Raw genomic sequence first — 22,622 nt, 5'->3', positions numbered from 1 at the left:
CGTCTGAATCATCGTGCGCGCCGACGTAGTTGCGCCGACTCGTGGTCTCCCGGAATCATCGGCGTATGCGGCGCGCAGGGGTGGCCCGATGACCGAGCTCGACACGTTCGGCATCTTCCGGCCACTGCTGTTCACCATCGCCTACGACATCCTGGGCTGCGCCGCCGACGCCGAAGATGTGTTGCAGGACAGCTACCTTCGCTGGCGCGACGCGACAGAGGTGACACATCCGCGTGCGTATCTGGTGCAGATCGTCACCCGTCAGGCGATCAACCATCTGCGCTCCGTCCGGCGCCGCCGCGAGGACTACGTGGGCAGCTGGCTGCCCGAACCGATCCGCACGACGCCCGATGCCGGGCACGATGTGTTGCTGGCCGAGTCGGTGTCGATGGCGATGCTGCTCGTGCTCGAAACCCTCGGTCCCACCGAGCGTGCGGTGTTCGTGCTGTCGGAGGTGTTCGGCCACAGCTACGGCGAGATCGCGGACATGATCGACAAGTCCGACACCGCCGTGCGCCAGATCGCTCACCGTGCCCGTGCGCACGTCGCGGCGCGGCGCCGACGCTTCCAACCCGACTCCGACACCAGCCGCGCGGTGATCGACCGATTCTTGCTCGCCGCCCACACCGGTGACGTGAGCGCCCTCATGGCGGCGCTCGCTCCCGATGTCGTCCAGATCTCCGACGGCGGTGGCCGGGTCTCCGCCGCACGCCGCCCGATCATCGGCGCCGAGTCCGTCGCCCGGTTCCTGATCGGGCTGGCCCACACCTCGATGGCGGGCGCGACTGTCGAATTCGGCTGTTTCAACGCGATGCCCGCGGTCATCGTCCGAGCCGAGAAGGGCGACCTGGACACGGTGCTGCTGGTCGAACTGACCGACGGCCTCGTCGCCGGTCTCTACGCCATCCGCAACCCCGACAAATTGCAGTCCGTCGAGGTATTGCGAACCCTCGACATCACCGCCGACCCGCACTGACACGCTGCTGTGACCGAGGGCACAGCCCGACCGTGTCACGCCGGGTCCGCGAGCGGTGTCTTCGAGAGCGTCCATCAGTGCAGCGAAACGAAAGGGCCATCCTATGAAGGTCATCATCGTGTGCAAGTCGGTGTCGCACGGCAATACCCAGCGCGTCGCCGAGGCCATGAGCCAGGTGCTCGGTGGCCGGATCGTCGCCCCCGCCGACGTCGATCCGGCCGAGCTCGCCGGCTGCGACCTCGTCGGCTTCGGCTCGGGAATCTACAACATGGCTTTCCATCCGGAACTGCGCCGGTTCATCGCCGCGCTGCCGACCGGACTCCAGGGCACGGCGTTCGTGTTCCGCACCAGCGGATTCGCCGAACCACCCTTTCGTCGGTATACCACCACCCTGACCCGCAGTATCGAACGCAAGGGCTTCGACGTGGTCGACACCTTCGGCTGCCGCGGCTTCGACACCTGGTTGCCGCTGCGCCTCGTCGGCGGCATCCGCAAAGGCCATCCCGACGCCGCCGACATCGCCGCCGCCCGCGCGTTCGCCGAAAACTTGCTGGCCAGGACCACCACCGCCCCCTGACCGACCGAACTCGTCGTACCCCGATGCGAACATATGTTCGTGTCCGATTCCGCCGCCTCGCGTCGCCCGCGTATCCGGTCCCGCGCCGATGCCTCGATCCTGCACGCCGATCTCGACTCGTTCTACGCCTCGGTCGAACAGCGTGACCAGCCGTGGCTGCGCGGCAAACCGGTCATCGTGGGCGGCGGGGTGGTGCTGGCGGCCAGTTACGAGGCCAAGGCGTTCGGTATCAGGACCCCGATGAACGCACGGCAGGCGCTGCGATTGTGCCCGCAGGCGATCGTCGTGCCACCGCGCATGGCGGCCTATGCCGAGGCGAGCAAGGCGGTCTTCGCTGTCTTCCACGACACCACCCCGGTAGTGGAGGGGATCTCGATCGATGAGGCGTTCCTCGACGTCAGCGGGTTACGCCGGATCAGCGGCGAGCCGATCGAGATCGGCCATCGGCTCCGCGCACAGGTCGCCGATCGCGTCGGCCTGCCCATCTCCGTCGGCATCGCACCCAACAAGTTCCTCGCCAAGGTTGCTTCCGCCGTCGCCAAACCCGACGGGTTACGCCTGGTCGAACCCGGCGGAGAACTCGACTTCCTGCATCCGCTGCCGGTGGAGCGGCTGTGGGGCGTCGGCAAGGTCACCTCGGCGACCTTGCACGCCAACGGGATCACGCGCATCGGCCAGCTCGCCGAACTCGGCGAACCCCACCTGCGCGCGATCCTCGGTCCCGCGTCCGCCCGTCACCTGTTCGCCCTGTCCTTGGCTCGCGATCCGCGCCGCGTGGAAACCGGCAGACGACGGCGCTCGATCGGTGCCCAACGCGCCCTCGGTCGCCGCCCCCGCGAACCCGAGGAGATCGCCGCCTATCTCGACGGCCTCACCGACCGTCTCGGCCGCCGCCTCCGCGCCGCCGACCGCGTATGCCGAACAGTGGTGCTGCGCTTACGGTTCGACGATTTCACCCGAGCCACCCGCTCCCACACCCTCGTCGAAGCCACCGATGCCACCCCCGCGATCCGCCAGGCCGCCCGCCGGCTCCTGCACACCGCCCAACCACTCATCACCGAACGCGGCATCACCCTGATCGGCCTGTCGCTGACAAACCTCGACGACGGCGACACCATGCAGCTCACCCTGCCACTGGAACCGCGCGCCGAGAACACCCTCGACGCCACCCTCGACGACTTGCGCCGCCGCTTCGGATCCACCGCCGTCACCCGTGCCGCGCTCCTGCGCAGCGGCGAAGGCATCTCGGTTCCGCTCCTGCCCGACTGACCTCGACGACGACCGAACTGGTTCCAGAGCCGAAACCCGCCGTCGCCGACCACTACGGATCGAACCGTAGGAAACACATGGAATAATCGCCGAATGCCTTATGCCGTCATCGGCTTCCTGACCCTCGCCCTGTGGGTGTACTGCCTGGTCGACATCGTCACCAGCCCCGACGCGGGTATCCGCCACCTGCCGAAGATGGGCTGGTTGATCGTCGTCGTGCTGATTCCCACGGTCGGCGCGCTGCTGTGGCTGTTCGCGGGCAGGCCCGTCGTCGAGTCGGGGACCGCCTCCAACACTCGCTTCGGCGAATACGACCGCCCCGGCCGCCGGGTCGCGTCGAATCCTGACGACGACGAGGCCTTCCTGCGCGGCCTGCGCGACCGCGCCGAGCAGCAGCGTCGCGAAGCCCGCAGGCAACAGCAAGAGCGCGACCAGGACCCGGCCTGACCGCTGGAAGGTGGGCCCGCTCGTCCATCTAGGTGCGCTGGTCGTGCCTGGCGGGCCGAAACAGCGACCGCGTTCCGAACAACGAACTGTCGAACCGCTTGCCCGCGTCGGGTTCCCGGTGGTAGCGCTCGATGCGCAGCACCTCGTTGCGGGAGCCGAAGATGAACGGCACCCGCTGATGCACGTCTACCGGGGGAACCTCCATCATGCGCTCGTGCCCGGTGGTCGCCGCCCCTCCTGCCTGCTCGATGATGAACGCGATCGGATTCGCCCCGTACAGCAGCGAGACACGTCCCGGCAGAGCGGGATTGCGCGTATCGCGCGGGTAGAGATACAGCCCGCCCCTGGTCAGGATGTGGAAGGTGTCGGCGACCAACGATGCCACCCACCGCATGTTGAAGTCGCGCCCCCGCGGCCCCTCGACACCTTCTAAACACTCGAGCACATACCGGCGCACCGGCCGCTCCCAGAACCGCTCATTGGCGGCGTTGATCGCGAAACCCGAGGTGTCCTGCGGAATGCGCATCTGCGGATGTGTCAGGACGAATGCGCCGATCTCGCGATCGAGGGTGAACCCGTCGACCCCGCTCCCGGTGGTGAGCACCAGCATCGTCGCGGGCCCGTACAACGTGAACCCCGCACACACTTGCCGCACACCCGGTTGCAGGAAGTCGGTGTCGGCCGGTTCGGCGTCGCCGGCGACCACCTCCCGCGGCGCACGCAGAATGCTGAAGATCGAACCGACGGGAAGATTCACGTCGATATTGCTCGACCCGTCCAGGGCGTCATAGGCCAAGAGGTACTTTCCGCGTCGCTGTGTCGCCGGCAGCACCGTGGCGTGCTGCTCGGACAACAGCCCCGACAAATGCCCGGACCACTGCGTCTGTCCCACCATGATCTCGTCGGTCAACACATCGAGACGCCCGCTCACCGACGCCTCGTCGCCCGTGCCTGACCCGACGATCGCCCCACGCGTCACCTGATTGGCGATGATCTTCGCCGCTGTCGCCACCACGTTCATCAGCGCGGAGAACTCCCCCGACGAACCGGGATGCCGATGTTCTTCCTCGATCGTGTAGCGCGTCAGTGTTTTCAGACGATCCGGCATTCGGTCACATCCCCCTGTGAATTACGGTGTGTCCCTGCCTTTTCCAGGATGGCTCACCGCGGCCTCGCGGGCAATGTGAACTCTCCTCATGCGCACGGCCCGCCGACCGCGGGCGCGTCACCCCCAATCGGGGTCCCAGGGGCCAGGCTCACCCTTGACCCTGCCCCTGGGGGCAGCGTTTAGATTCGGTTCATGAGGATCGGAGAGCTTGCCCAACTGGCCCGGCTCAGCCCCAAGGCCATCCGGCGATACGAGGCGTTGGGGCTGGTCGCTCCGCAACGGCATCCCAACGGATTCCGCGAATACGACGACCACACCGTCCGGCTGGTGCGCGAGATCCGGACCCTCAATCGCCTGGGCATCCCGGTGGAGGAGACGCGCCCGTTCCTGGAGTGCCTGGCGACGGGCAGCGCACACGTCGACGACTGTCCCGCCTCCTTGGCCGAATATCAGCGGACCATCGCCGCGCTGACGACAGAAATCGAAGCCCTGACCGCGCGAAGAGACGCCCTGACGGAACGCCTCCGTGACGCCGCGTACCGACGCGGTGCCACACGGCAACCACTACTCGACACCAAGGAATTCTGATGACCCCGAGTCCTGCGATCGCCCATACCGTCGCGGTCACCGACGAGTCGTTCGACCGTGACGTCCTCGACAGTCCCGGCGTCGTTCTGGTCGACTTCTGGGCCCCAAGGTGCCCGTCGTGCAAAATGCTCGCCCCCGTGCTGGCCGAAGTCGCCCGCGAACGCGCGGACACCGTGACCGTGCGCACTCTCGACACCGACGAAAACCCGCTCACCACCCGTGATTTCCAGATCATGGCGGCCCCGACCTTGCTGCTCTTCCGCGACGGCCGACTGCTGCGCACCCTCGTCGGCGCACGCTCCAAGGCACGGCTTCTGGCCGAGTTGGACGACGCGCTGCACCGGTAACGCGCACCAGGTCCGTCGCGTGCAGGACAACAACCGAACCGGGCCCGGCCCGATATTCTTTCGGCGATTCCCCTGGGCGACAACGCGGTCCAGGGCGGTGACCGGTCCCAGCGCACGGCCTGCGGCGGGCGGCCCTGCGCCGCAGGCCGACTGCCGAATCCGGCCGAACCCGCCCGGCACCCACCCGCACGGACGTACGATCCGAGCGTGGCCGAATCCCATGGTTCCACCCCGCTGCGTGTGCTGGTCTACAGCAACGATGCCGATACCCGCCAACAGGTGATCCTGGCACTGGGTCGCAAACCGCGTGCCGACCTACCGGAGCTGGATTTCTTCGAGGTCGCCACCGCGCCGGTGGTCATCGAGCAGATGGACGCCGGTGGGATAGATCTGGCGATCCTCGACGGTGAATCCGCCCCGACCGGGGGTTTGGGTATCGCCAAGCAACTCAAGGACGAGATCGCGCACTGCCCGCCGGTGGTGGTACTCACCGGACGACCCGACGACGCCTGGCTGGCCAACTGGTCACGGGCCGAGGCCGCCGTGTCGCACCCGATCGACCCTATGCAGCTCACCAACGCGGTCGCCGGGATCCTGCTCGCCCGCTGAACCGGAGCGTCCGGGCATCGTCCCGACCTGTCGGATAGTCCGCTTCGCACCTTTCTGTCCATCGCCACTGGTAATGCCAGCGGTTCGCTGCCGCATGCCCGCAGACGATTACCCCCGTATCGCTCATGAATCGCGGTACCGATATCGATCAAACCCCGCACCGGAAACGTGCGGCGGCACCCCGAAACGGCGGTAGTCTGTGCTCTAGCTCACACGAGCACGGGCTCTTGTATAACGCTCCGCCATCGCTGCACAGCCTTGCGCGAGCCCCGGTTCGGCGGACAACGTTGTCGGCCCCGTCTCGCCGAAAGCTGCCGTCCGCGGCCGGGCCACACGGCTCGGCCTGCTCCAGCGAGGAGGGGAAGTGCAGTCGTGAACATCGAGGTGCCCGCACTCGTACTCGGCGCCATCGCCGCCGCGTTCGCGGTGTTCTCCGTCGCCATGGCGTCGCTGGTCGGCCCGAAACGCTACAACCGGGCCAAACTCGAACCCTATGAATGCGGCATCGAGCCGACCCCGCACGCCATCGCCGGTGGCCCGGGAAATGCAGCAGGACAGCGCTTCCCGGTGAAGTACTACCTCACGGCGATGCTGTTCATCATCTTCGACATCGAGATCGTGTTCCTCTACCCGTGGGCAGTGCATTTCGACACTCTCGGGCTGTTCGGTCTCGCCGCGATGGCGCTGTTCATCGTCAACGTGTCCGTCGCCTACGCCTACGAGTGGCGTCGCGGCGGCCTCAGCTGGGAATGAGTGGGAAATAATGGGTCTCGAAGAGAAACTGCCCAGCGGGTTCCTGCTGAGCACAGTCGAAGATTTCGCCGGCTACCTGCGTAAGGGCTCGGTCTGGCCCGCGACATTCGGGTTGGCGTGCTGCGCGATCGAGATGATGGCCACCGGCGCCGGGCGATTCGACATCGCCCGCTTCGGCATGGAAGCGTTCCGCGCCTCCCCACGCCAGGCCGACCTGATGATCGTGGCAGGCCGGGTGAGCCAGAAGATGGCGCCGGTGCTGCGGCAGGTCTACGACCAGATGACCGAACCGAAATGGGTTCTCGCCATGGGGGTCTGCGCGTCCTCGGGAGGCATGTTCAACAACTACGCCATTGTGCAGGGCGTCGACCACATCGTCCCGGTCGACATCTACCTGCCCGGCTGCCCGCCGCGCCCGGAGATGCTGCTCAACGCGATCCTGGCGTTGCACGCGAAGATCGCCGAGATGCCGATGGGCGTCAACCGTGAGGAAGCGATCCGCGCCGCCGAGCAAGCCGCGCTGGCCAGCACGCCGACCATCCGGATGGAAGGGCTGCTGCGATGACCTTCGACTCCCCCGACAACGCCGACATCCCCGCGGGCCAGGAGATTCCGGAGGAATCGTCCGCGCAGACACCGCCGAACCCGCCCGAGGACGAAGTGATCGGCACCCGGCGCGGCATGTTCGGCGTCAGCGGCACCGGTGACACCTCCGGGTACGGCGGCCTGGTCACCCCGGTCACCCTGCCCGCGGGCACCCCACCGCCGTACGGCGGCTGGTTCGACGCCTTCGTCGGCAGCCTGCGCGCCGCACTCGTCGGCCGAGTCATCGCCTTCGACACCGTGATCGAGAGAATCGTCGTCTTCCGCGACGAACTCACCCTGCACGTCGCGCGCGAGCACCTCGTCGCCGTCGCGAGCACGCTGCGTGACGACAGCTCGCTGCGATTCGAACTGTGCCTCGGTGTGAGCGGCGTGCACTACCCCGACGACAAAGATCGCGAACTGCACGCCGTCTATCACCTGATGTCGATCACCCACAGTCGCCGCGTGCGGCTGGAAGTGTCCGCGCCCGACGCCGATCCACACATCCCGTCACTGTTCTCGGTGTATCCGACGACCGACTGGCACGAACGCGAGACCTACGACTTCTTCGGCATCCTCTTCGACGGACATCCCTCCCTGACCCGCATCACCATGCCCGACGACTGGCGCGGGCATCCGCAGCGCAAGGACTACCCGCTCGGCGGGATCCCGGTGGAGTACAAGGGCGCGCGCATACCGCCGCCCGACGAGCGGAGGACCTACAGCTGATGACCGACACCGACTTCCGCCGCGACGACCCGCCCGTAGTGACTGTCGCAGGCCAGGACTGGAACCAGGTCAGCGACGTGATCGACGGCGGCGCCGAAGAACGCATCGTGGTGAACATGGGCCCACAGCATCCGTCCACGCACGGGGTGTTGCGCCTGATCCTCGAGATCGAAGGCGAAACCGTCACCGAAGCCCGCTGCGGTATCGGTTACCTGCACACCGGCATCGAGAAGAACCTGGAGTTCCGCAACTGGACCCAGGGCGTCACCTTCGTGACCCGGATGGACTACCTGTCCCCGTTCTTCAACGAGACCGCCTACTGCCTCGGCGTGGAGAAGCTGCTCGACATCACCGAGCAGATCCCCGAACGCGCCACCGTGGTGCGGGTGCTGCTGATGGAGCTCAACCGCATCTCCTCGCACCTGGTGGCACTGGCCACCGGCGGCATGGAACTGGGCGCGCTCACCCCGATGCTGTTCGGCTTCCGCGAACGCGAACTCATCCTCGATGTCTTCGAGACCATCACCGGCCTGCGGATGAACCACGCCTACATCCGCCCCGGCGGCCTCGCCCAGGACCTGCCCGACGACGGCGTCACCAAGGTCCGCGAGCTGCTCGACCTGTTGCCGGGTCGGCTCCGTGATCTGGAACATCTGCTCAGCGCCAACCCGATCTGGAAGAAGCGCACCCAGGACATCGGCTACCTCGATCTCACCGGCTGCATGGCACTCGGCATCACCGGCCCCGTCCTTCGCGCCACCGGCCTGCCCCACGACCTGCGCAAATCGGACCCGTACTGCGGTTACGAGAACTACGAATTCGACATCCCGACGACCACCGGCTGTGACTGCTACGGCCGCTACATCATCCGGGTCGCCGAGATGGCCGAGTCGATCAAGATCGTCGAACAGTGCCTGGACAAGCTGCGCCCCGGCCCGGTGATGATCGACGACAAGAAGATCGCCTGGCCCGCCGACCTGAAACTGGGCCCCGACGGCCTCGGCAACTCATCCGAGCACATCGGCAAGATCATGGGCACCTCCATGGAATCGCTGATCCACCACTTCAAGCTCGTCACCGAGGGCATCAGAGTGCCTGCGGGGCAGGTGTATTCGGCGGTGGAGTCCCCGCGCGGGGAACTGGGTGTGCACATGGTCAGCGACGGCAGCACCCAGCCCTACCGGGTGCACTACCGCGACCCTTCCTTCACCAACCTGCAAGCGGTGGCCGCGATGTGTGAGGGCGGCATGGTCGCCGACGTCATCGCCTCGGTCGCCAGCATCGACCCGGTCATGGGCGGAGTGGACCGATGAAGGACCAACTGCCTACGTGCCCTGACCTCTCATTGGGCGGAGTGGACCGATGAACGTGGAACTGCCTACGTGCCCTGACCTCTCACTGGGCGGAGTGGACCGATGACAATCGAACGCACCACCGGCACACCGATTCTCCTTAGCCTCAGCACCCGGCCCGAACCGTATCCGCCCCATGTGCGCGAGCGCCTCGAACTGGACGCGAAGCAGATCATCGCCCGCTACCCGCACCCCCGCTCCGCGCTGCTGCCCCTGCTGCACCTGGTGCAAGCCGAGGAAGGCTACGTCACCGGCACCGGCATCGATTTCTGCGCCGATCACCTGAACCTCACCGGCGCCGAAGTGACCGCGGTCGCCACGTTCTACTCGATGTACCGGCGCACCCCCACCGGTGACTACCACGTCGGCGTGTGCACCAACACCCTCTGCGCGGTCCTCGGCGGCGACGCCATCTATGAAGCGCTGCAACAACATCTGGACGTCGCGCACGGCGAAACAACCTCCGACGGCACCATCACTCTCGAACACATCGAATGCAACGCCGCCTGCGACTACGCGCCGGTCATGATGGTGAACTGGGAATTCTTCGACAACCAGACCCCCGAATCGGCCGTGGCGATCGCCGACGCCCTGCGCGCAGGCCACCAGGTGCGCCCCAGCCGCGGCGCACCACTGTGCACGTTCCGCGAGACCGCCCGCATCCTCGCCGGATTCCCCGACGAACGCCCCGGTGCGCTCGACGGCGCCCCGGGCGCACCCACCCTGGCAGGCCTCGACACCGCCGCAGCAGAAGGTGATTCGGCAGGGGGATCGCGATGACGACGCTCACCCCGGTCCTCAGCGAGCACTGGGCCACCCCCCGTTCCTGGACCCTGGACAGTTATCGCGCGACCGGCGGCTACGACGGACTCCGCGCCGCCCTGCGCGCAACGCCCGACGAGGTCATCCAAACCGTGAAGGACGCGGGCCTGCGCGGTCGCGGCGGCGCGGGGTTCCCCACCGGCATGAAATGGTCGTTCATCCCGCAAGGCCCCGGCCCGGACGGCACGATCGCACCGCACTACCTCGTCGTCAACGCCGACGAATCCGAACCCGGTACCTGCAAAGACATCCCGTTGATGCTGGCCACCCCGCACACCCTCATCGAGGGAGTGGTGATCGCCGCCTACGCGATCCGGGCCGCGACCGCGTTCATCTACGTCCGCGGCGAAGTGGTGCCGGTGCTGCGCAGACTCCACGCCGCCGTCGACGAGGCCTACGCGGCCGGTCTACTCGGCCGCGACATCCTCGGCTCGGGCTTCGACCTGGACCTGATCGTGCACGCCGGCGCGGGCGCCTACATCTGCGGCGAGGAAACCGCCCTGCTCGATTCCCTGGAGGGTAGGCGCGGCCAGCCCCGGCTGCGCCCGCCGTTCCCCGCCGTCGCCGGCCTGTACGCCTGCCCGACCGTGGTGAACAATGTGGAATCCATTGCCAGCGTGCCCTCGATTCTGCGCAACGGCACCGAGTGGTTCCGCTCGATGGGCAGCGAGAAGTCACCCGGCTTCACCCTGTACTCCCTGTCGGGGCACGTCGCCCGCCCCGGCCAGTACGAGGCTCCACTCGGTATCACCTTGCGGGAGCTGCTCGACTGTGCGGGCGGCGTCCGAGCCGGGCACACCTTGAAATTCTGGACCCCCGGCGGCTCGTCGACGCCGATGTTCACCGACGAACACCTCGACGTCGCGCTCGATTACGAAGGCGTCGCCGCCGCCGGATCCATGTTGGGCACCAAGGCATTACAGATATTCGACGACACCACCTGCGTCGTGCGGGCGGTGCTGCGCTGGACCGAGTTCTACGCCCACGAATCGTGCGGCAAGTGCACACCGTGCCGTGAGGGCACCTACTGGCTCGTGCAATTGCTGCGCCGACTCGAAGCGGGTCAGGGCACCGAAGCCGACCTGGACAAGCTCGCCGACATCGCCGACAACATCAACGGCAAATCGTTCTGCGCGCTCGGCGACGGCGCGGCCAGCCCGATCTTCTCCTCGCTGAAGTACTTCCGCGACGAGTACCTCGCGCATCAGCGACTCGGCGGCTGCCCGTTCGATCCGGCCGCCTCGACCGTGTGGGCACCAGCGAAAGAGGACAAATGAAACCCACTTCGCGTAGTGATTCGGTGAAGGGCGACGCTCGGGCGGCAGGTGCGCCTGCCGCGGCGCCGGTCAACAACAGCGGTGTGGTGCCCACCGACCTGGTGAGCGTCACCATCGACGACACCACCATCGAAGTGCCCGCGGGCACCCTGCTGATCCGTGCCGCCGAACTCATCGGAGTGCAGATCCCCCGCTTCTGTGACCACCCGCTCCTCGACCCGGTCGGCGCGTGTCGCCAGTGCCTCGTCGAAGTCGAAGGCCAGCGCAAGCCGGTCGCCTCCTGCACGATCCCCGTCACCGACGGCATGATCGTGCGCACCCAGATCAGCTCCCCGGTCGCCGAGAAGGCGCAGCGCGGGGTGATGGAACTACTGCTCATCAACCATCCCCTGGATTGCCCGGTCTGCGACAAGGGCGGCGAGTGTCCGCTACAGAACCAGGCGATGTCCACCGGCAGCGCCGAGTCCCGGTTCGACGGCGAGAAGCGGACGTACCCGAAGCCGATCCCCCTGTCCACGGCGGTGCTGCTGGATCGGGAACGGTGCGTGCTGTGCGCACGGTGTACCCGGTTCTCCCAGCAGGTCGCCGGCGACCCCTTCATCGAACTGATGGATCGTGGTGCGCTGCAACAGGTCGGCACCGCCCAGGCCGAACCCCTCGACTCCTACTTCTCCGGCAACACCGTGCAGATCTGCCCCGTCGGGGCGCTCACCGGTACCTCCTATCGATTCCGGGCCCGCCCCTTCGACCTGGTGTCCACGCCCAGCGTTTGCGAGCACTGCGCCTCGGGATGCGCCCAGCGCACAGACAGCCGCCGTGGGAAAGTACTGCGCCGCCTGGCCGGTGACGACCCGCAGGTCAACGAGGAATGGAACTGCGACAAGGGCCGTTGGGCTTTCGCCTACGCCACCGAACGCGACCGCCTCACCACCCCGATGGTGCGCGGCTGGGACGGCGTCCTCGCTCCCGCCTCCTGGCCCGAAGCGCTCACCGCCGCCGCGGCGGGCCTGAGCGCAGCGATCGGCAACGCCGGAGTGCTCGTCGGCGGACGGGTCACCGAGGAAGAGGCCTACGCGTACAGCAAGTTCGCGCGCATGGTCCTCGCTACCAACGACATCGACTTCCGCAGCCGGGTGCACTCGGAGGAGGAAGAGCGGTTCCTCGCCGCCCGGATCGCCGGGCGCGGTGTCGAGGTCGACTACGCCGCACTCGACCGGGCCCCCGTGGTGCTGCTGGTCGGGTTCGAGCCGGAAGAAGAATCACCGATCGTCTACCTGCGGCTGCGCAAGGCCGCACGCACGCGCGGGCAGCGGGTGGTGTCGCTGGCGCCGTTCGCCTCCCGTGGCCTCGAACGGATGTCGGGCGCGCTGATCCGGACTCCGCCCTGCGGGGAGGCCGATGTCATCACCTCGATCATGGCCGAAACGTCGCCGGATGCCACCGAACTCATGGCGCTGCTGAACACCCCCGGCGCGGTCGTCATGGCGGGCGAACGGCTCGCGGGCAGTCCCGGCGCTCTGTCGGCGGTGACTCGTTTGGCCGACGCCACGGGCGCCGCGCTGGCCTGGGTGCCGCGCCGTGCGGGCGAACGTGGCGCGCTGGAAGCGGGCGCGCTGCCGGGGCTGTTGCCCGGCGGCAGGCCGGTGGTCGATCCCGCCGCACGCCAACAGGTTCGACACCGATGGCAGTCCGGAGAACTCCCCGTCACCCTCGGCCGCGACGCCACGGCGATTCTGGCGAGCGCCGCCCAGCTGGGTGCGCTGGTGATCGGCGGTGTCGACCCGGTCGACATGCCCGACCCGGCCGCCGCGCTGGCGGCCATCGACGCGGCGCGCTTCGTCGTGAGCCTGGAAATACGGCACAGCGCCGTCACCGAACGGGCCGACGTCGTCTTCCCGGTGGCGACCGCGATGGAGAAATCCGGCACGTTCCGCACCTGGGAAGGCAGGCCACGTCCCTTCGCCGCGGCCTCGCTCGACACCACCCGCCGCGTCGCCGCGCCGCAGTCGGATCTGCGAGTGCTGCACGCGCTGTCCGCGCAGATGGGCGTCCCGATCAACCTGCCCGACTCCGCCGCCGCCCGCACCGAACTCGACGCGCTCGGCACGTGGAACGGAGAACCCATTCCCGCACCGGAACTGACGAGCCAGACTCGCCCCGTCCCAGGACCGGGCACAGCGGTGCTCGCCGGGTGGCGGATGCTGCTCGACGTCGGTCGGATGCAGGACGGTGAACCCGCTCTCGCCGGCGTCGCCCGCCCGCCGGTCGCCCGGCTCTCGGCCGCGACCGCCGCCGAGATCGAGGCCGCCGACGCCGATCACATCATCGTCTCCACCGACCGCGGCCAGATCTCGGTGCCGCTGATGATCACGGACCTGCCCGACCGAGTCGTGTGGCTGCCGCTGCACTCGCCCGGTTCGACGGTCGCCGCCGAACTCGGTGTGACACCCGGTGCCGTGGTGCGCCTGCGTCGCGCCGACGACAGGATGAAGGAACACCGTCATGAGTGATCGAGTGCTACTCCTCGCGGCCGATGCCGGACCTGTTTTCGGCACCGACCCGCTGTGGCTGGTCGTGGTCAAGGCGCTCGGCGTGTTCGTCTACCTGATGCTGGTGCCGTTGATCGCGGTGTACGCCGAGCGCAAGGTCGTCGCGTGGATGCAGATGCGGGTCGGCCCCAACCGCATCGGCCCCGGCGGCATGCTCCAGTCGATCGCCGACGGCGTGAAGATGGCGCTCAAGGAAGACATCATCCCGGCGATCGTGGACAAGCCGATCTTCGTGCTCGCCCCGATCATCTCGGTGATCCCGGCGTTCATGGCGTTCGCGGTGATCCCGATGGGCCCCGAGGTGTCGATCTTCGGCACGCGTACCGCGTTGCAGCTCACCGACATGCCCGTCGCCGTGCTCTACATCCTGGCCATCACCTCCATCGGCGTGTACGGCATCGTGCTCGCCGGTTGGTCGTCGGGTTCGACGTATCCGCTGCTCGGCGGCCTGCGCTCGACCGCGCAGGTGATCTCCTACGAGATCGCCATGGCACTGACCTTCGCCACGGTGTTCCTGCTGTCGGGAACGATGGCAACCTCCGAGATCGTGGGCGCGCAGGAGGGCACCTGGTATGTCTTCCTGCTGCTGCCCTCGTTCCTCATCTACTGCGTGGCGATGGTCGGCGAAACCAACCGGGCGCCCTTCGACCTGCCCGAAGCCGAAGGCGAACTGGTCGGCGGTTTCCACACCGAGTACTCGTCGCTGAAGTTCGCGATGTTCATGCTCGCCGAATACGTGAACATGGCGACGGTGTCGGCGCTCGCGACGACGCTGTTCCTGGGCGGCTGGCGCGCACCGTTCCCGATCAGCCTGTGGGAGGGCGCCAACTCCGGATGGTGGCCGCTGCTGTGGTTCACCCTCAAGGTGTGGACTTTCCTGTTCGTGTTCGTCTGGCTGCGCGGCACCCTGCCGCGACTGCGATACGACCAGTTCATGAACCTCGGCTGGAAACTGCTCATCCCCACCTCGCTGGTGTGGGTGATGATCGTGGCCGTCGCACGGGTACTCGACCTGGAAGGCCTGCCCGGACAGAACCTGATCCTGGTCGGCGTGGGTGTGGTGATCACCGCGGCGATGATCGCGATGTTCCTGCGCGCGGGCCGCAGCAGAGGGCTACCACCGTTGCCGCCACAGGAGCCTTCGACTTCCTCGGTGTTCCTCGGTTTCCCGGTCCCGCCGATGCCACCACGGCCCGCGAACGACCAACCCCAGATCGGCTTGTTCGAACCGCTCGCCGGCTTCGCGGTCACCGCGGCCACCATGTTCAAAAAGCCCAACACCGAGTCCTATCCCGAGGAGAAGGTGCCGACCGCGCCGCGCTATCACGGTCGCCACCAGCTCAATCGCTACGAGGACGGGCTCGAGAAGTGCATCGGCTGTGAACTGTGCGCGTGGGCGTGCCCGGCCGACGCGATCTTCGTCGAAGGAGCCGACAACACCGAGGACGAGCGTTTCTCCCCCGGCGAACGGTACGGACGCGTCTACCAGATCAACTACCTGCGCTGCATCGGCTGCGGTCTGTGCATCGAGGCCTGCCCGACGCGCGCGCTGACGATGACCAACGAGTACGAACTCACCGACGACAACCGCGCCGACCTCATCTACGAGAAGGACCAACTGCTCGCGCCCATGCAGCCGGGCATGGCTCCCGCGCCGCACCCGATGGCGCCGGGCACCGACGCCGCCGACTACTACCTGGGCAGGGTCGGTCCCGCCCCGTCGGAGCAGGAGGTACTGCGATGAGCACCGCACACATGCTCGCCGCCGAGATCGCCGACACCTCCACCGGTGAGGCTGTCCTGTTCTGGGTGCTCGCCCCGTTCACCGTGCTCGGCGCGCTGGGTATGGTGACCGCCGCCAAGGCCGTGCACTCGGCAATGTGCCTGGCCGCCACCATGATCTCGCTCGCCGTGTTCTACATCGCGCAGGGCGCGCTGTTCTTGGGCGTCGTGCAGATCGTCGTCTACACGGGTGCGGTGATGATGCTGTTCCTGTTCGTGCTGATGCTCGTCGGTGTCGATTCCTCGGAATCGCTGCGCGAGACATTGCGCGGGCAGCGCATCGCCGCCGCGATCGTCGGAGTCGGGTTCGGGCTGCTGTTCATCGGCGGCATCGGCGCGGCTCTGCGCGACAGCGCAACGAGCTTTCCCGGGCGCGGTTTCGGAGACCGTGACGTGATCGCCGAACTCGCCGAGTTGATCTTCCTGCGCTATGTCTGGGCCTTCGAACTCACCGGCGCACTGCTGATCACCGCCACCATCGGCGCGATGGTGCTGGCCCACCGCGAGCAGTTCACCCCCAAGCGCGGGCAGCGGGAAATGTCGCGCGACCGCTTCCGCACCGCCGGAGAACGGGCCACCCCCCAGCCGACGCCGGGCGTCTACGCCCGACACAACGCCGTGGACAGCCCCGCACAGCTCCCCGACGGCTCCTTCGCGGAACTCTCGGTGAGCACGATCTTGCGTCACCGCCGCACCCGCGCCCACACCGAAGCCGCCGTGGCCTCGGTCGGCACGCTGCGTGAGAACGAGATCACCGACGACAACCCGACAGCCGACGAGGAAGGCAAGCGGTGAACCCCCAGAACTACCTGTTCCTGTCTGCGCTGCTGTTCACCATCGGCGCGGCGGGAGTGTTGTTGCGCCGCAACGCGATCGTGGTGTTCATGTGCGTGGAGCTGATGCTCAACGCGGTGAATCTGGCGTTCGTCACCTTCGCCCGGTTGCACGACAACCTCGACGGTCAGGTGATCGCGTTCTTCACCATGGTGGTCGCCGCCGCCGAGGTCGTCGTCGGCCTGGCCATCATCATGACGATCTTCCGTGCCCGCCGGTCGACCTCGGTCGACGACGCCAACCTGCTGAAGTTCTGACATGGGTACCGCAACGCTGTGGCTGCTGCCCGCCCTCCCGCTCGCAGGCGCGATCGTCCTGCTGCTGTTCGGCCGCCTGACCGACCGGTGGGGACCGTATCTGGCCACGACAGCCGCGCTGTCCTCGTTCGTCGTCGCGGTCGTCGCGTTCTTCGGGATGCTCGGCCGACCCGACGCCGACCGAGCCGTGCACCGAGAACTGTTCGACTGGGTACCGGTCGGCGATCTGCAAGTCGGGTTCAGCCTGCAACTGGACCAGCTCTCGATCTGCTTCGCCCTGCTCATCACCGGCGTCGGATCGCTGATCCACCTGTACTCGCTGGGCTACATGAGCCACGATCCGGGCAAGCGTCGGTTCTTCGGCTATCTCAACCTGTTCCTGGCCGCCATGCTCGTGCTGGTCCTGGCCGACAACTTCCTTGTGCTGTACCTGGGCTGGGAAGGCGTGGGCCTCGCGTCCTATCTGCTGATCGGCTTCTGGTACGAAAAGCCCTCGGCCGCAACGGCAGCCAAGAAGGCCTTCGTGGTGAACCGGGTAGGCGACATGGGCCTGGCCATCGCCATGATGGTCATGTTCGCGTCGTTCGGCTCCTTCGACTTCCGCACCGTGTTCGCGGCGTCGCCGGGAGCGAGCGAAGGCACACTCACCGCGATCGGACTGCTGCTGTTGCTGGCCGCGTGCGGTAAGTCCGCGCAGGTGCCGCTGCAGTCGTGGCTCGGGGACGCGATGGAAGGCCCCACCCCGGTCTCGGCACTCATCCACGCCGCGACCATGGTCACCGCCGGTGTGTACCTGATCGCGCGCTCCAACCCGATCTACGATCTGGCCCCGAACGCACGGACCGCGGTGCTCGCCGTCGGTGCGATAACGCTGCTGTTCGGCGCCATCATCGGGTGCGCCAAAGACGACATCAAGAAGGCCCTCGCCGCCTCGACGATGAGCCAGATCGGGTACATGATCCTGGCCGTGGGCCTGGGTCCGGCCGGGTACGCGTTCGCGATCATGCACCTGCTCACCCACGGCTTCTTCAAAGCGGGACTGTTCCTCGGTGCCGGTTCGGTGATGCACGCGATGAACGACGAAACCGACATGCGCAGCTACGGCGGTCTGCGCACGCTGATGCCGATCACGTTCGTCACCTTCGGCCTCGGCTATCTCGCCATCATCGGAGTGCCACCGTTTTCCGGGTTCTTCTCCAAGGACAAGATCATCGAGGCAGCCTTCGACCACGGCGGTTCCACCGGGATCCTGCTCGGTGTGGTCACCCTGCTCGGCGCCGCGCTCACCGCGTTCTACATGACCAGGGTCATGCTGATGACGTTCTTCGGCGAGCGCCGGTGGAAGCCCGACACCCATCCGCACGAGTCACCCGCGGTGATGACCGGGCCGATGATCCTGCTCGCCTTCGGATCGGTGTTCGCGGGCGGACTGTTCGTGTGGGGTTCGTCGCTGGTGCACTGGCTCGAACCGGTCGTCGGTTCCCATCACGGCGAACCCGTGATTCCCCCGGTGGTGGTCACGGGCCTGGCGTTGACGGCGGTCGCGATCGGTGTGGCCATCGCCTACCGCAAGTACGCCGAGAACCCGGTCCCCGAGGTCGCGCCGGAGTCGGTCAGCGTGCTGACCGGGGCCGCACGGGCGGACCTCTACGGCGACAAGATCAACGAAGCCGTGTTCGAGCGCCCCGGCCGACACGTCACGAGGGCCCTGGTGTTCCTCGACGCGAAGGGTGTCGACGGGATCGTCAACGGGACGGCCGCCTCCATCGGCGGGCTCTCGGCGCGAATCCGCAAGGTGCAGACCGGTTTCGTGCGCTCCTACGCCCTGTCCATGTTCACCGGCGCGGCCCTGGTGGCCGCTGCCCTGCTGGCGGTGAGGTTCTGGTGAACTCGTTTCCCTGGCTGACGACACTGTGGCTCGCCCCCGCGATCGGGGCGGGCGTGGTGCTCGTCGTGCCCGCCGCGCGCCGCACTGTGGCGCGTGGTGTGGCGTTCGCGGTATCGCTGGGTGTGTTCGCGCTGGCCGTTGTGTTGGCGGTGCGTTTCCAGCCCGGCGGTGCGCAGTACCAGTTCGTCGAATCCCAGGAATGGATCCCGGCATTCGGTGTCGGTTACACCCTTGGCCTCGACGGCATCGCCACCGCGCTCGTGCTGCTGACAGCGGTGCTGGTGCCGCTGCTGATTTTGGCGGGCTGGAACGACGACACCGGCACCGGCGACGGCCGCAAGACCACCCATATCTATATGGCGTTGATGCTGTTGGTCGAGGCGATGGTGCTGATCTCCTTCCTCTCCCTCGACATCCTGCTGTTCTACGTGTTCTTCGAAGCGATGCTGATCCCGATGTACTTCCTCATCGGCGGTTTCGGCACCCGTACCACCGACGCCGCGATCCGCGCCCAACGTTCACGCGCGGCGGTGAAGTTCCTGCTCTACAACCTGTTCGGCGGACTGGTCATGCTCGCCGCGGTGATCGGGCTGTACGTGCTCACCGCCGAAGCGGGCCTGGGCGAGGGCTCCGCGGGCACCTTCGATCTGCGCGTCGTGGTCGCCGCGGCGAACAACGGTGAACTCGGGGGCAGCACCGCGGTTCTCAACGCCCTCTTCCTGGGCTTCATGTTCGCCTTCGCCGTGAAAGCACCACTGTGGCCGCTGCATACGTGGCTACCCGACGCGGCGGTCTCGGCCACCCCGTCCAGCGCGGTGCTCATGATGGCCGTGGTCGACAAGGTCGGCACCTTCGGTATGCTGCGCTACTGCCTGCTGCTGTTCCCGTTGGCCTCGGACACCTTCGCGCCGTTGGTCATCACCCTGGCCGTGATCGGTGTCCTCTACGGTGCGCTGCTCGCGATCGGCCAGACCGACATCATGCGACTGATCGCCTACACCTCGATCTCGCACTTCGGGTTCATCATCCTCGGCATCTTCGCCATGACCAGCCAGGCCCAATCCGGGGCGACCCTGTACATGGTCAACCACGGGCTGTCCACGGCCGCACTGTTTCTCATCGCCGGGTTCCTCGTCTCCCGGCGCGGGACCAGGTTGATCGCCGAATACGGCGGCGTGCAGAAGGTCGCGCCGGTGCTGGCGGGCACGTTCTTCATCGCCGGCCTGGCCACCCTGTCACTGCCCGGCCTGGCGCCTTTCATCAGCGAATTCCTGGTCCTGGTCGGCACCTTCCCGAAGTATCAGGTAGCGGCGGTGGTCGCGACCGGTGCGCTGGTGCTGGCCGCGCTCTACGTGCTGTGGCTGTATCAGCGGTTGATGACCGGCCCGCTGAAGAAAGGCAACGAACACCTGCGTGATCTGGTGCCGCGCGAGCTCGCTGTGGTGGTGCCGCTGCTGGTCGCGTTGCTGGTGCTCGGGTTCTATCCGAAACCGATCCTGGATCTGGTGGATCCCGCGGTGGGGCACACCCTGTCGACGATCGGTAAGCACGACCCCGCTCCGACGGTCCCCGCTCCCGAAGCAGGTGCGGCCACCCCGCCCGCAGGCGGCCACAAATGAGGACGGACTCCGTGACCATCACCGAGCTCGCGGCCATCGCGCCCGCACCGAGCATCGAATACCACCTGCTCGCCCCGATGCTGATCGTCTTCGGGGTCGGTGTGGTGGGTGTGCTCGTCGAAGCGTTCGTGCCACGGCCCTACCGATATCTGACGCAGTTGGTACTCGGGGTCGCCGGCGTGATCGGCGCCTTGGTTGCGGTGGTGCTGCTCGCCGGGTCCGAGGGCACCGCGGTGGTGGGCGCGGTGGCCGTCGACGGGGTGACGCTGTTCCTCCAGGGCACGATCCTGTTGGTGGCGCTGCTCGGATTGCTGCTGATCGCCGAGCGTGGCGCCGTGCCCAGGGCGCGCAGCGGGCCGGGGACATGGAGCCGAGCCGCGGCCGCGCTGGATCGCGGGGTCGACGCGTTCACCCCACAGGCATCCGCGGTGCCGGGTAGCGCGCACGAGCTCGCGGCGGTGCGCTCCGGCGTCGCGACCACCGAGGTGTTCCCGCTGACGATGATCGCGGTCGGCGGCCTGCTGCTGTTCCCGGCGTCGAACGACCTGCTCACGATGTTCGTCGCGCTCGAAGTGCTGTCGCTGCCGCTGTATCTGCTCTGCGGGCTTGCCCGGCGCAGACGGTTGCTCTCGCAAGAGGCGGCGATGAAGTACTTCCTGCTCGGCGCGTTCTCCTCGGCGTTCTTCCTCTACGGTGTCGCCCTGTTGTACGGGCAGACCGGCACCGTGTCGTTGCCGGGAATCGGTGCGGCGCTGGACAAGCAACCAGAGAACGCGACTCTGGCGCTGCTCGGTATCGCCATGCTCGCCGTGGGCCTGCTGTTCAAGATCGGTGCCGTGCCGTTCCAAGCCTGGGTGCCCGACGTGTACCAGGGCGCCCCGACGCCGATCACCGCCTTCATGGCCGCCGCTACCAAGATCGCCGCCGTCGGTGCCACCATGCGCGTGCTGATGGTGGGAGTGAACGCGCTGAGCGCGGATTGGCGACCGGTCATCGCCGCGGTCGCGGTGGCGACGATGGTCGTGGGCGCGATCATGGCGATCACCCAGACCGATGTGAAGCGGATGCTCGCCTACTCTTCGATCGCCCACGCGGGTTTCCTGCTGGTCGGCATGGTCGCCGCCGACACCGCCGGGGTCGCGGCCGTGCTGTTCTACCTGCTGGCCTACGGGCTCGGTACCGTCGGCGCGTTCGCGGTGGTCAGTCTGGTCCGCGACTCCTCCGGCGACGAAGCGACCTCCCTGTCCCAATGGGCGGGGCTGGGCCGTCGATCCCCGTGGCTTGCTTCAGCGTTCGCCCTGTTGCTGCTGTCGTTCGCCGGTTTGCCACTCACCAGCGGGTTCGTCAGCAAGTTCGCCGTCTTCGCGGCCGCCTCCGGGTCGGGCTACGCCGCGTTGGTCATCATCGGTGTCCTCTGCAGCGCCATCGCCGCCTTCTTCTACGTGCGTGTCATCGTCCTGATGTTCTTCACCGACCCGCCGTCCGACGCTCCCACCGTGACCGCCCCCTTCGCGACCACCCTGGTCGTGGCCTTCAGCGCGGGCGCGACCATCCTGCTCGGCCTCTTTCCCCAACCGATCCTCGACCTCGCCGACCGCTGCGCGGTATTCACCCGCTGATGCCGCCGACTCCCCAGCCCGACTCACGCCCACCGACGAGCCACGAACGCCGAGCCGGCCGACCGTGGAACGCGTCCTACCTCGACGGCCCCGCGCCCTGGGACATCGGTGCCCCGCAGCCTGCCGTCGTGCGGCTGGCCGAAGCAGGGGGGTTCTGCGGACCGGTACTCGACGTCGGTTGCGGCACCGGCGACAACGCGCTGTTCATCGCCGCCCGCGGATTACCGGTGCTGGGCGTCGACGTGGCCGAAACAGCCTTGGCCACAGCCCGGCAGTCAGCCGACGACCGTGGAATCGACGTCGGCTTCGCGATGGCCGACGCGCTGCACCTGCAGCGCCTGTACCGCTGCTTCGAAACCGTCCTGGACTGCGGCTTGTTCCACACCTTCGACGAGGCCGAACGTATCGAGTACGTGGCAAGCCTGGCCTCGGTCACCGACTCCGGTGGCACATTGCACGTGCTGTGCTTCAGCGACTCCGGACCGCACCCGGTCACCGAGCAAGCCCTCACCGCACCTTTCGCCGACCACCCCGCCTGGCACCTCCGCGCCATCACCCCCGAGCTCCTTCGCACGCGATTCGCCGACACGACCCCCGCCTGGCTCGCCACGATCGAACGCCGCTAGGTGACAACG

At 67.4% G+C, this 22,622-nt stretch carries 22 protein-coding genes; 21 read left to right on the top strand and 1 reads right to left on the bottom strand.

Going from position 1 to position 22,622, the window contains the following annotated elements; all coding sequences use genetic code 11:
- The first annotated feature begins 88 nt into the window (after positions 1 to 88).
- The 4 genes from ACFWUR_RS13730 (at position 89) to ACFWUR_RS13715 (ending at position 3,269) form a co-directional block, all read left to right on the top strand.
- Positions 89 to 976 (top strand): RNA polymerase sigma-70 factor, encoded by an 888-nt coding sequence (locus ACFWUR_RS13730; protein WP_378906525.1) that lies wholly within the window; start codon positions 89 to 91, stop codon positions 974 to 976.
- A gap of 103 nt (positions 977 to 1,079) precedes the next feature.
- Positions 1,080 to 1,553 carry a flavodoxin family protein gene (locus ACFWUR_RS13725; RefSeq protein WP_378906523.1) on the top strand — a complete coding sequence of 158 codons (474 nt, stop codon included), beginning with the start codon at positions 1,080 to 1,082 and terminating at the stop codon, positions 1,551 to 1,553.
- 33 nt (positions 1,554 to 1,586) lie between these two features.
- Positions 1,587 to 2,822, top strand: a complete 1,236-nt coding sequence (gene dinB / locus ACFWUR_RS13720) for a DNA polymerase IV (protein ID WP_378906521.1) — start codon at positions 1,587 to 1,589, stop codon at positions 2,820 to 2,822.
- A 93-nt stretch (positions 2,823 to 2,915) separates the two neighbouring features.
- The gene (locus tag ACFWUR_RS13715; protein WP_378906519.1) at positions 2,916 to 3,269 is read left to right on the top strand and encodes a PLD nuclease N-terminal domain-containing protein; all 354 of its coding nucleotides are present in this window, start codon (positions 2,916 to 2,918) and stop codon (positions 3,267 to 3,269) included.
- A 28-nt stretch (positions 3,270 to 3,297) separates the two neighbouring features.
- Here ACFWUR_RS13715 and ACFWUR_RS13710 read toward each other — a convergent pair whose 3' ends face one another.
- Positions 3,298 to 4,377 carry a class 1 fructose-bisphosphatase gene (locus ACFWUR_RS13710; protein ID WP_378906517.1) on the bottom strand — a complete coding sequence of 360 codons (1,080 nt, stop codon included), beginning with the start codon at positions 4,375 to 4,377 and terminating at the stop codon, positions 3,298 to 3,300.
- 192 nt (positions 4,378 to 4,569) lie between these two features.
- Between ACFWUR_RS13710 and ACFWUR_RS13705 the strand changes: the two genes are divergently transcribed.
- The 17 genes from ACFWUR_RS13705 (at position 4,570) to ACFWUR_RS13625 (ending at position 22,613) form a co-directional block, all read left to right on the top strand.
- On the top strand, positions 4,570 to 4,965 hold the full coding sequence (locus ACFWUR_RS13705) for a MerR family transcriptional regulator (RefSeq protein ID WP_378906515.1): 396 nt from the start codon (positions 4,570 to 4,572) through the stop codon (positions 4,963 to 4,965).
- The gene (locus ACFWUR_RS13700) at positions 4,965 to 5,312 is read left to right on the top strand and encodes a thioredoxin family protein (RefSeq protein WP_378906513.1); all 348 of its coding nucleotides are present in this window, start codon (positions 4,965 to 4,967) and stop codon (positions 5,310 to 5,312) included. The genes ACFWUR_RS13705 and ACFWUR_RS13700 overlap by 1 nt, the downstream gene beginning before the upstream one ends.
- A gap of 207 nt (positions 5,313 to 5,519) precedes the next feature.
- A complete protein-coding gene (locus ACFWUR_RS13695; RefSeq protein WP_378906511.1) occupies positions 5,520 to 5,921 on the top strand; it encodes a hypothetical protein in 402 nt (133 codons plus the stop codon).
- A gap of 372 nt (positions 5,922 to 6,293) precedes the next feature.
- Positions 6,294 to 6,674: an NADH-quinone oxidoreductase subunit A gene (locus ACFWUR_RS13690; RefSeq protein WP_378906509.1), complete on the top strand. Its 381-nt coding sequence runs from the start codon at positions 6,294 to 6,296 to the stop codon at positions 6,672 to 6,674.
- A gap of 10 nt (positions 6,675 to 6,684) precedes the next feature.
- Complete coding sequence (locus tag ACFWUR_RS13685; protein WP_019047013.1) at positions 6,685 to 7,239, top strand: NADH-quinone oxidoreductase subunit B family protein; 555 nt, start codon at positions 6,685 to 6,687, stop codon at positions 7,237 to 7,239.
- Entirely contained in the window at positions 7,236 to 7,988 is a 753-nt protein-coding gene (locus ACFWUR_RS13680) for an NADH-quinone oxidoreductase subunit C (protein ID WP_378906507.1), read from the top strand. The genes ACFWUR_RS13685 and ACFWUR_RS13680 overlap by 4 nt, the downstream gene beginning before the upstream one ends.
- Positions 7,988 to 9,301 carry an NADH dehydrogenase (quinone) subunit D gene (nuoD, locus tag ACFWUR_RS13675; protein ID WP_378906505.1) on the top strand — a complete coding sequence of 438 codons (1,314 nt, stop codon included), beginning with the start codon at positions 7,988 to 7,990 and terminating at the stop codon, positions 9,299 to 9,301. The genes ACFWUR_RS13680 and nuoD overlap by 1 nt, the downstream gene beginning before the upstream one ends.
- A 102-nt stretch (positions 9,302 to 9,403) precedes the next feature.
- A complete protein-coding gene (gene nuoE / locus ACFWUR_RS13670) occupies positions 9,404 to 10,120 on the top strand; it encodes an NADH-quinone oxidoreductase subunit NuoE (RefSeq protein WP_378906503.1) in 717 nt (238 codons plus the stop codon).
- A complete protein-coding gene (nuoF, locus tag ACFWUR_RS13665; protein ID WP_378906501.1) occupies positions 10,117 to 11,439 on the top strand; it encodes an NADH-quinone oxidoreductase subunit NuoF in 1,323 nt (440 codons plus the stop codon). Before nuoE ends, nuoF begins: the two co-directional genes overlap by 4 nt.
- A complete protein-coding gene (locus tag ACFWUR_RS13660) occupies positions 11,436 to 13,949 on the top strand; it encodes an NADH-quinone oxidoreductase subunit G (RefSeq protein ID WP_378906499.1) in 2,514 nt (837 codons plus the stop codon). The genes nuoF and ACFWUR_RS13660 overlap by 4 nt, the downstream gene beginning before the upstream one ends.
- Positions 13,942 to 15,732, top strand: coding sequence for an NADH-quinone oxidoreductase subunit NuoH (nuoH, locus tag ACFWUR_RS13655; protein ID WP_378906497.1), 1,791 nt, complete (start codon positions 13,942 to 13,944; stop codon positions 15,730 to 15,732). Before ACFWUR_RS13660 ends, nuoH begins: the two co-directional genes overlap by 8 nt.
- Positions 15,729 to 16,565, top strand: coding sequence for an NADH-quinone oxidoreductase subunit J (locus ACFWUR_RS13650; protein WP_378906495.1), 837 nt, complete (start codon positions 15,729 to 15,731; stop codon positions 16,563 to 16,565). The genes nuoH and ACFWUR_RS13650 overlap by 4 nt, the downstream gene beginning before the upstream one ends.
- The gene (nuoK, locus tag ACFWUR_RS13645; RefSeq protein WP_056819797.1) at positions 16,562 to 16,861 is read left to right on the top strand and encodes an NADH-quinone oxidoreductase subunit NuoK; all 300 of its coding nucleotides are present in this window, start codon (positions 16,562 to 16,564) and stop codon (positions 16,859 to 16,861) included. The genes ACFWUR_RS13650 and nuoK overlap by 4 nt, the downstream gene beginning before the upstream one ends.
- Position 16,862: 1 nt before the next feature.
- Positions 16,863 to 18,749 (top strand): NADH-quinone oxidoreductase subunit L, encoded by a 1,887-nt coding sequence (gene nuoL / locus ACFWUR_RS13640; protein WP_378906493.1) that lies wholly within the window; start codon positions 16,863 to 16,865, stop codon positions 18,747 to 18,749.
- The gene (locus ACFWUR_RS13635; protein ID WP_378906491.1) at positions 18,746 to 20,368 is read left to right on the top strand and encodes an NADH-quinone oxidoreductase subunit M; all 1,623 of its coding nucleotides are present in this window, start codon (positions 18,746 to 18,748) and stop codon (positions 20,366 to 20,368) included. Before nuoL ends, ACFWUR_RS13635 begins: the two co-directional genes overlap by 4 nt.
- A complete protein-coding gene (gene nuoN / locus ACFWUR_RS13630) occupies positions 20,365 to 21,987 on the top strand; it encodes an NADH-quinone oxidoreductase subunit NuoN (protein ID WP_378906489.1) in 1,623 nt (540 codons plus the stop codon). The genes ACFWUR_RS13635 and nuoN overlap by 4 nt, the downstream gene beginning before the upstream one ends.
- Entirely contained in the window at positions 21,987 to 22,613 is a 627-nt protein-coding gene (locus ACFWUR_RS13625; protein ID WP_378906487.1) for a class I SAM-dependent methyltransferase, read from the top strand. Before nuoN ends, ACFWUR_RS13625 begins: the two co-directional genes overlap by 1 nt.
- Positions 22,614 to 22,622: the final 9 nt, after the last annotated feature.

It is taken from the genome of Nocardia sp. NPDC058633, assembly GCF_042717045.1.
In the GTDB taxonomy this organism is placed as follows: Bacteria; Actinomycetota; Actinomycetes; order Mycobacteriales; family Mycobacteriaceae; genus Nocardia.
The sequence above is the reverse complement of the archived record's forward strand: the minus strand, read 5'-3'. Positions and strand labels throughout refer to the sequence as shown.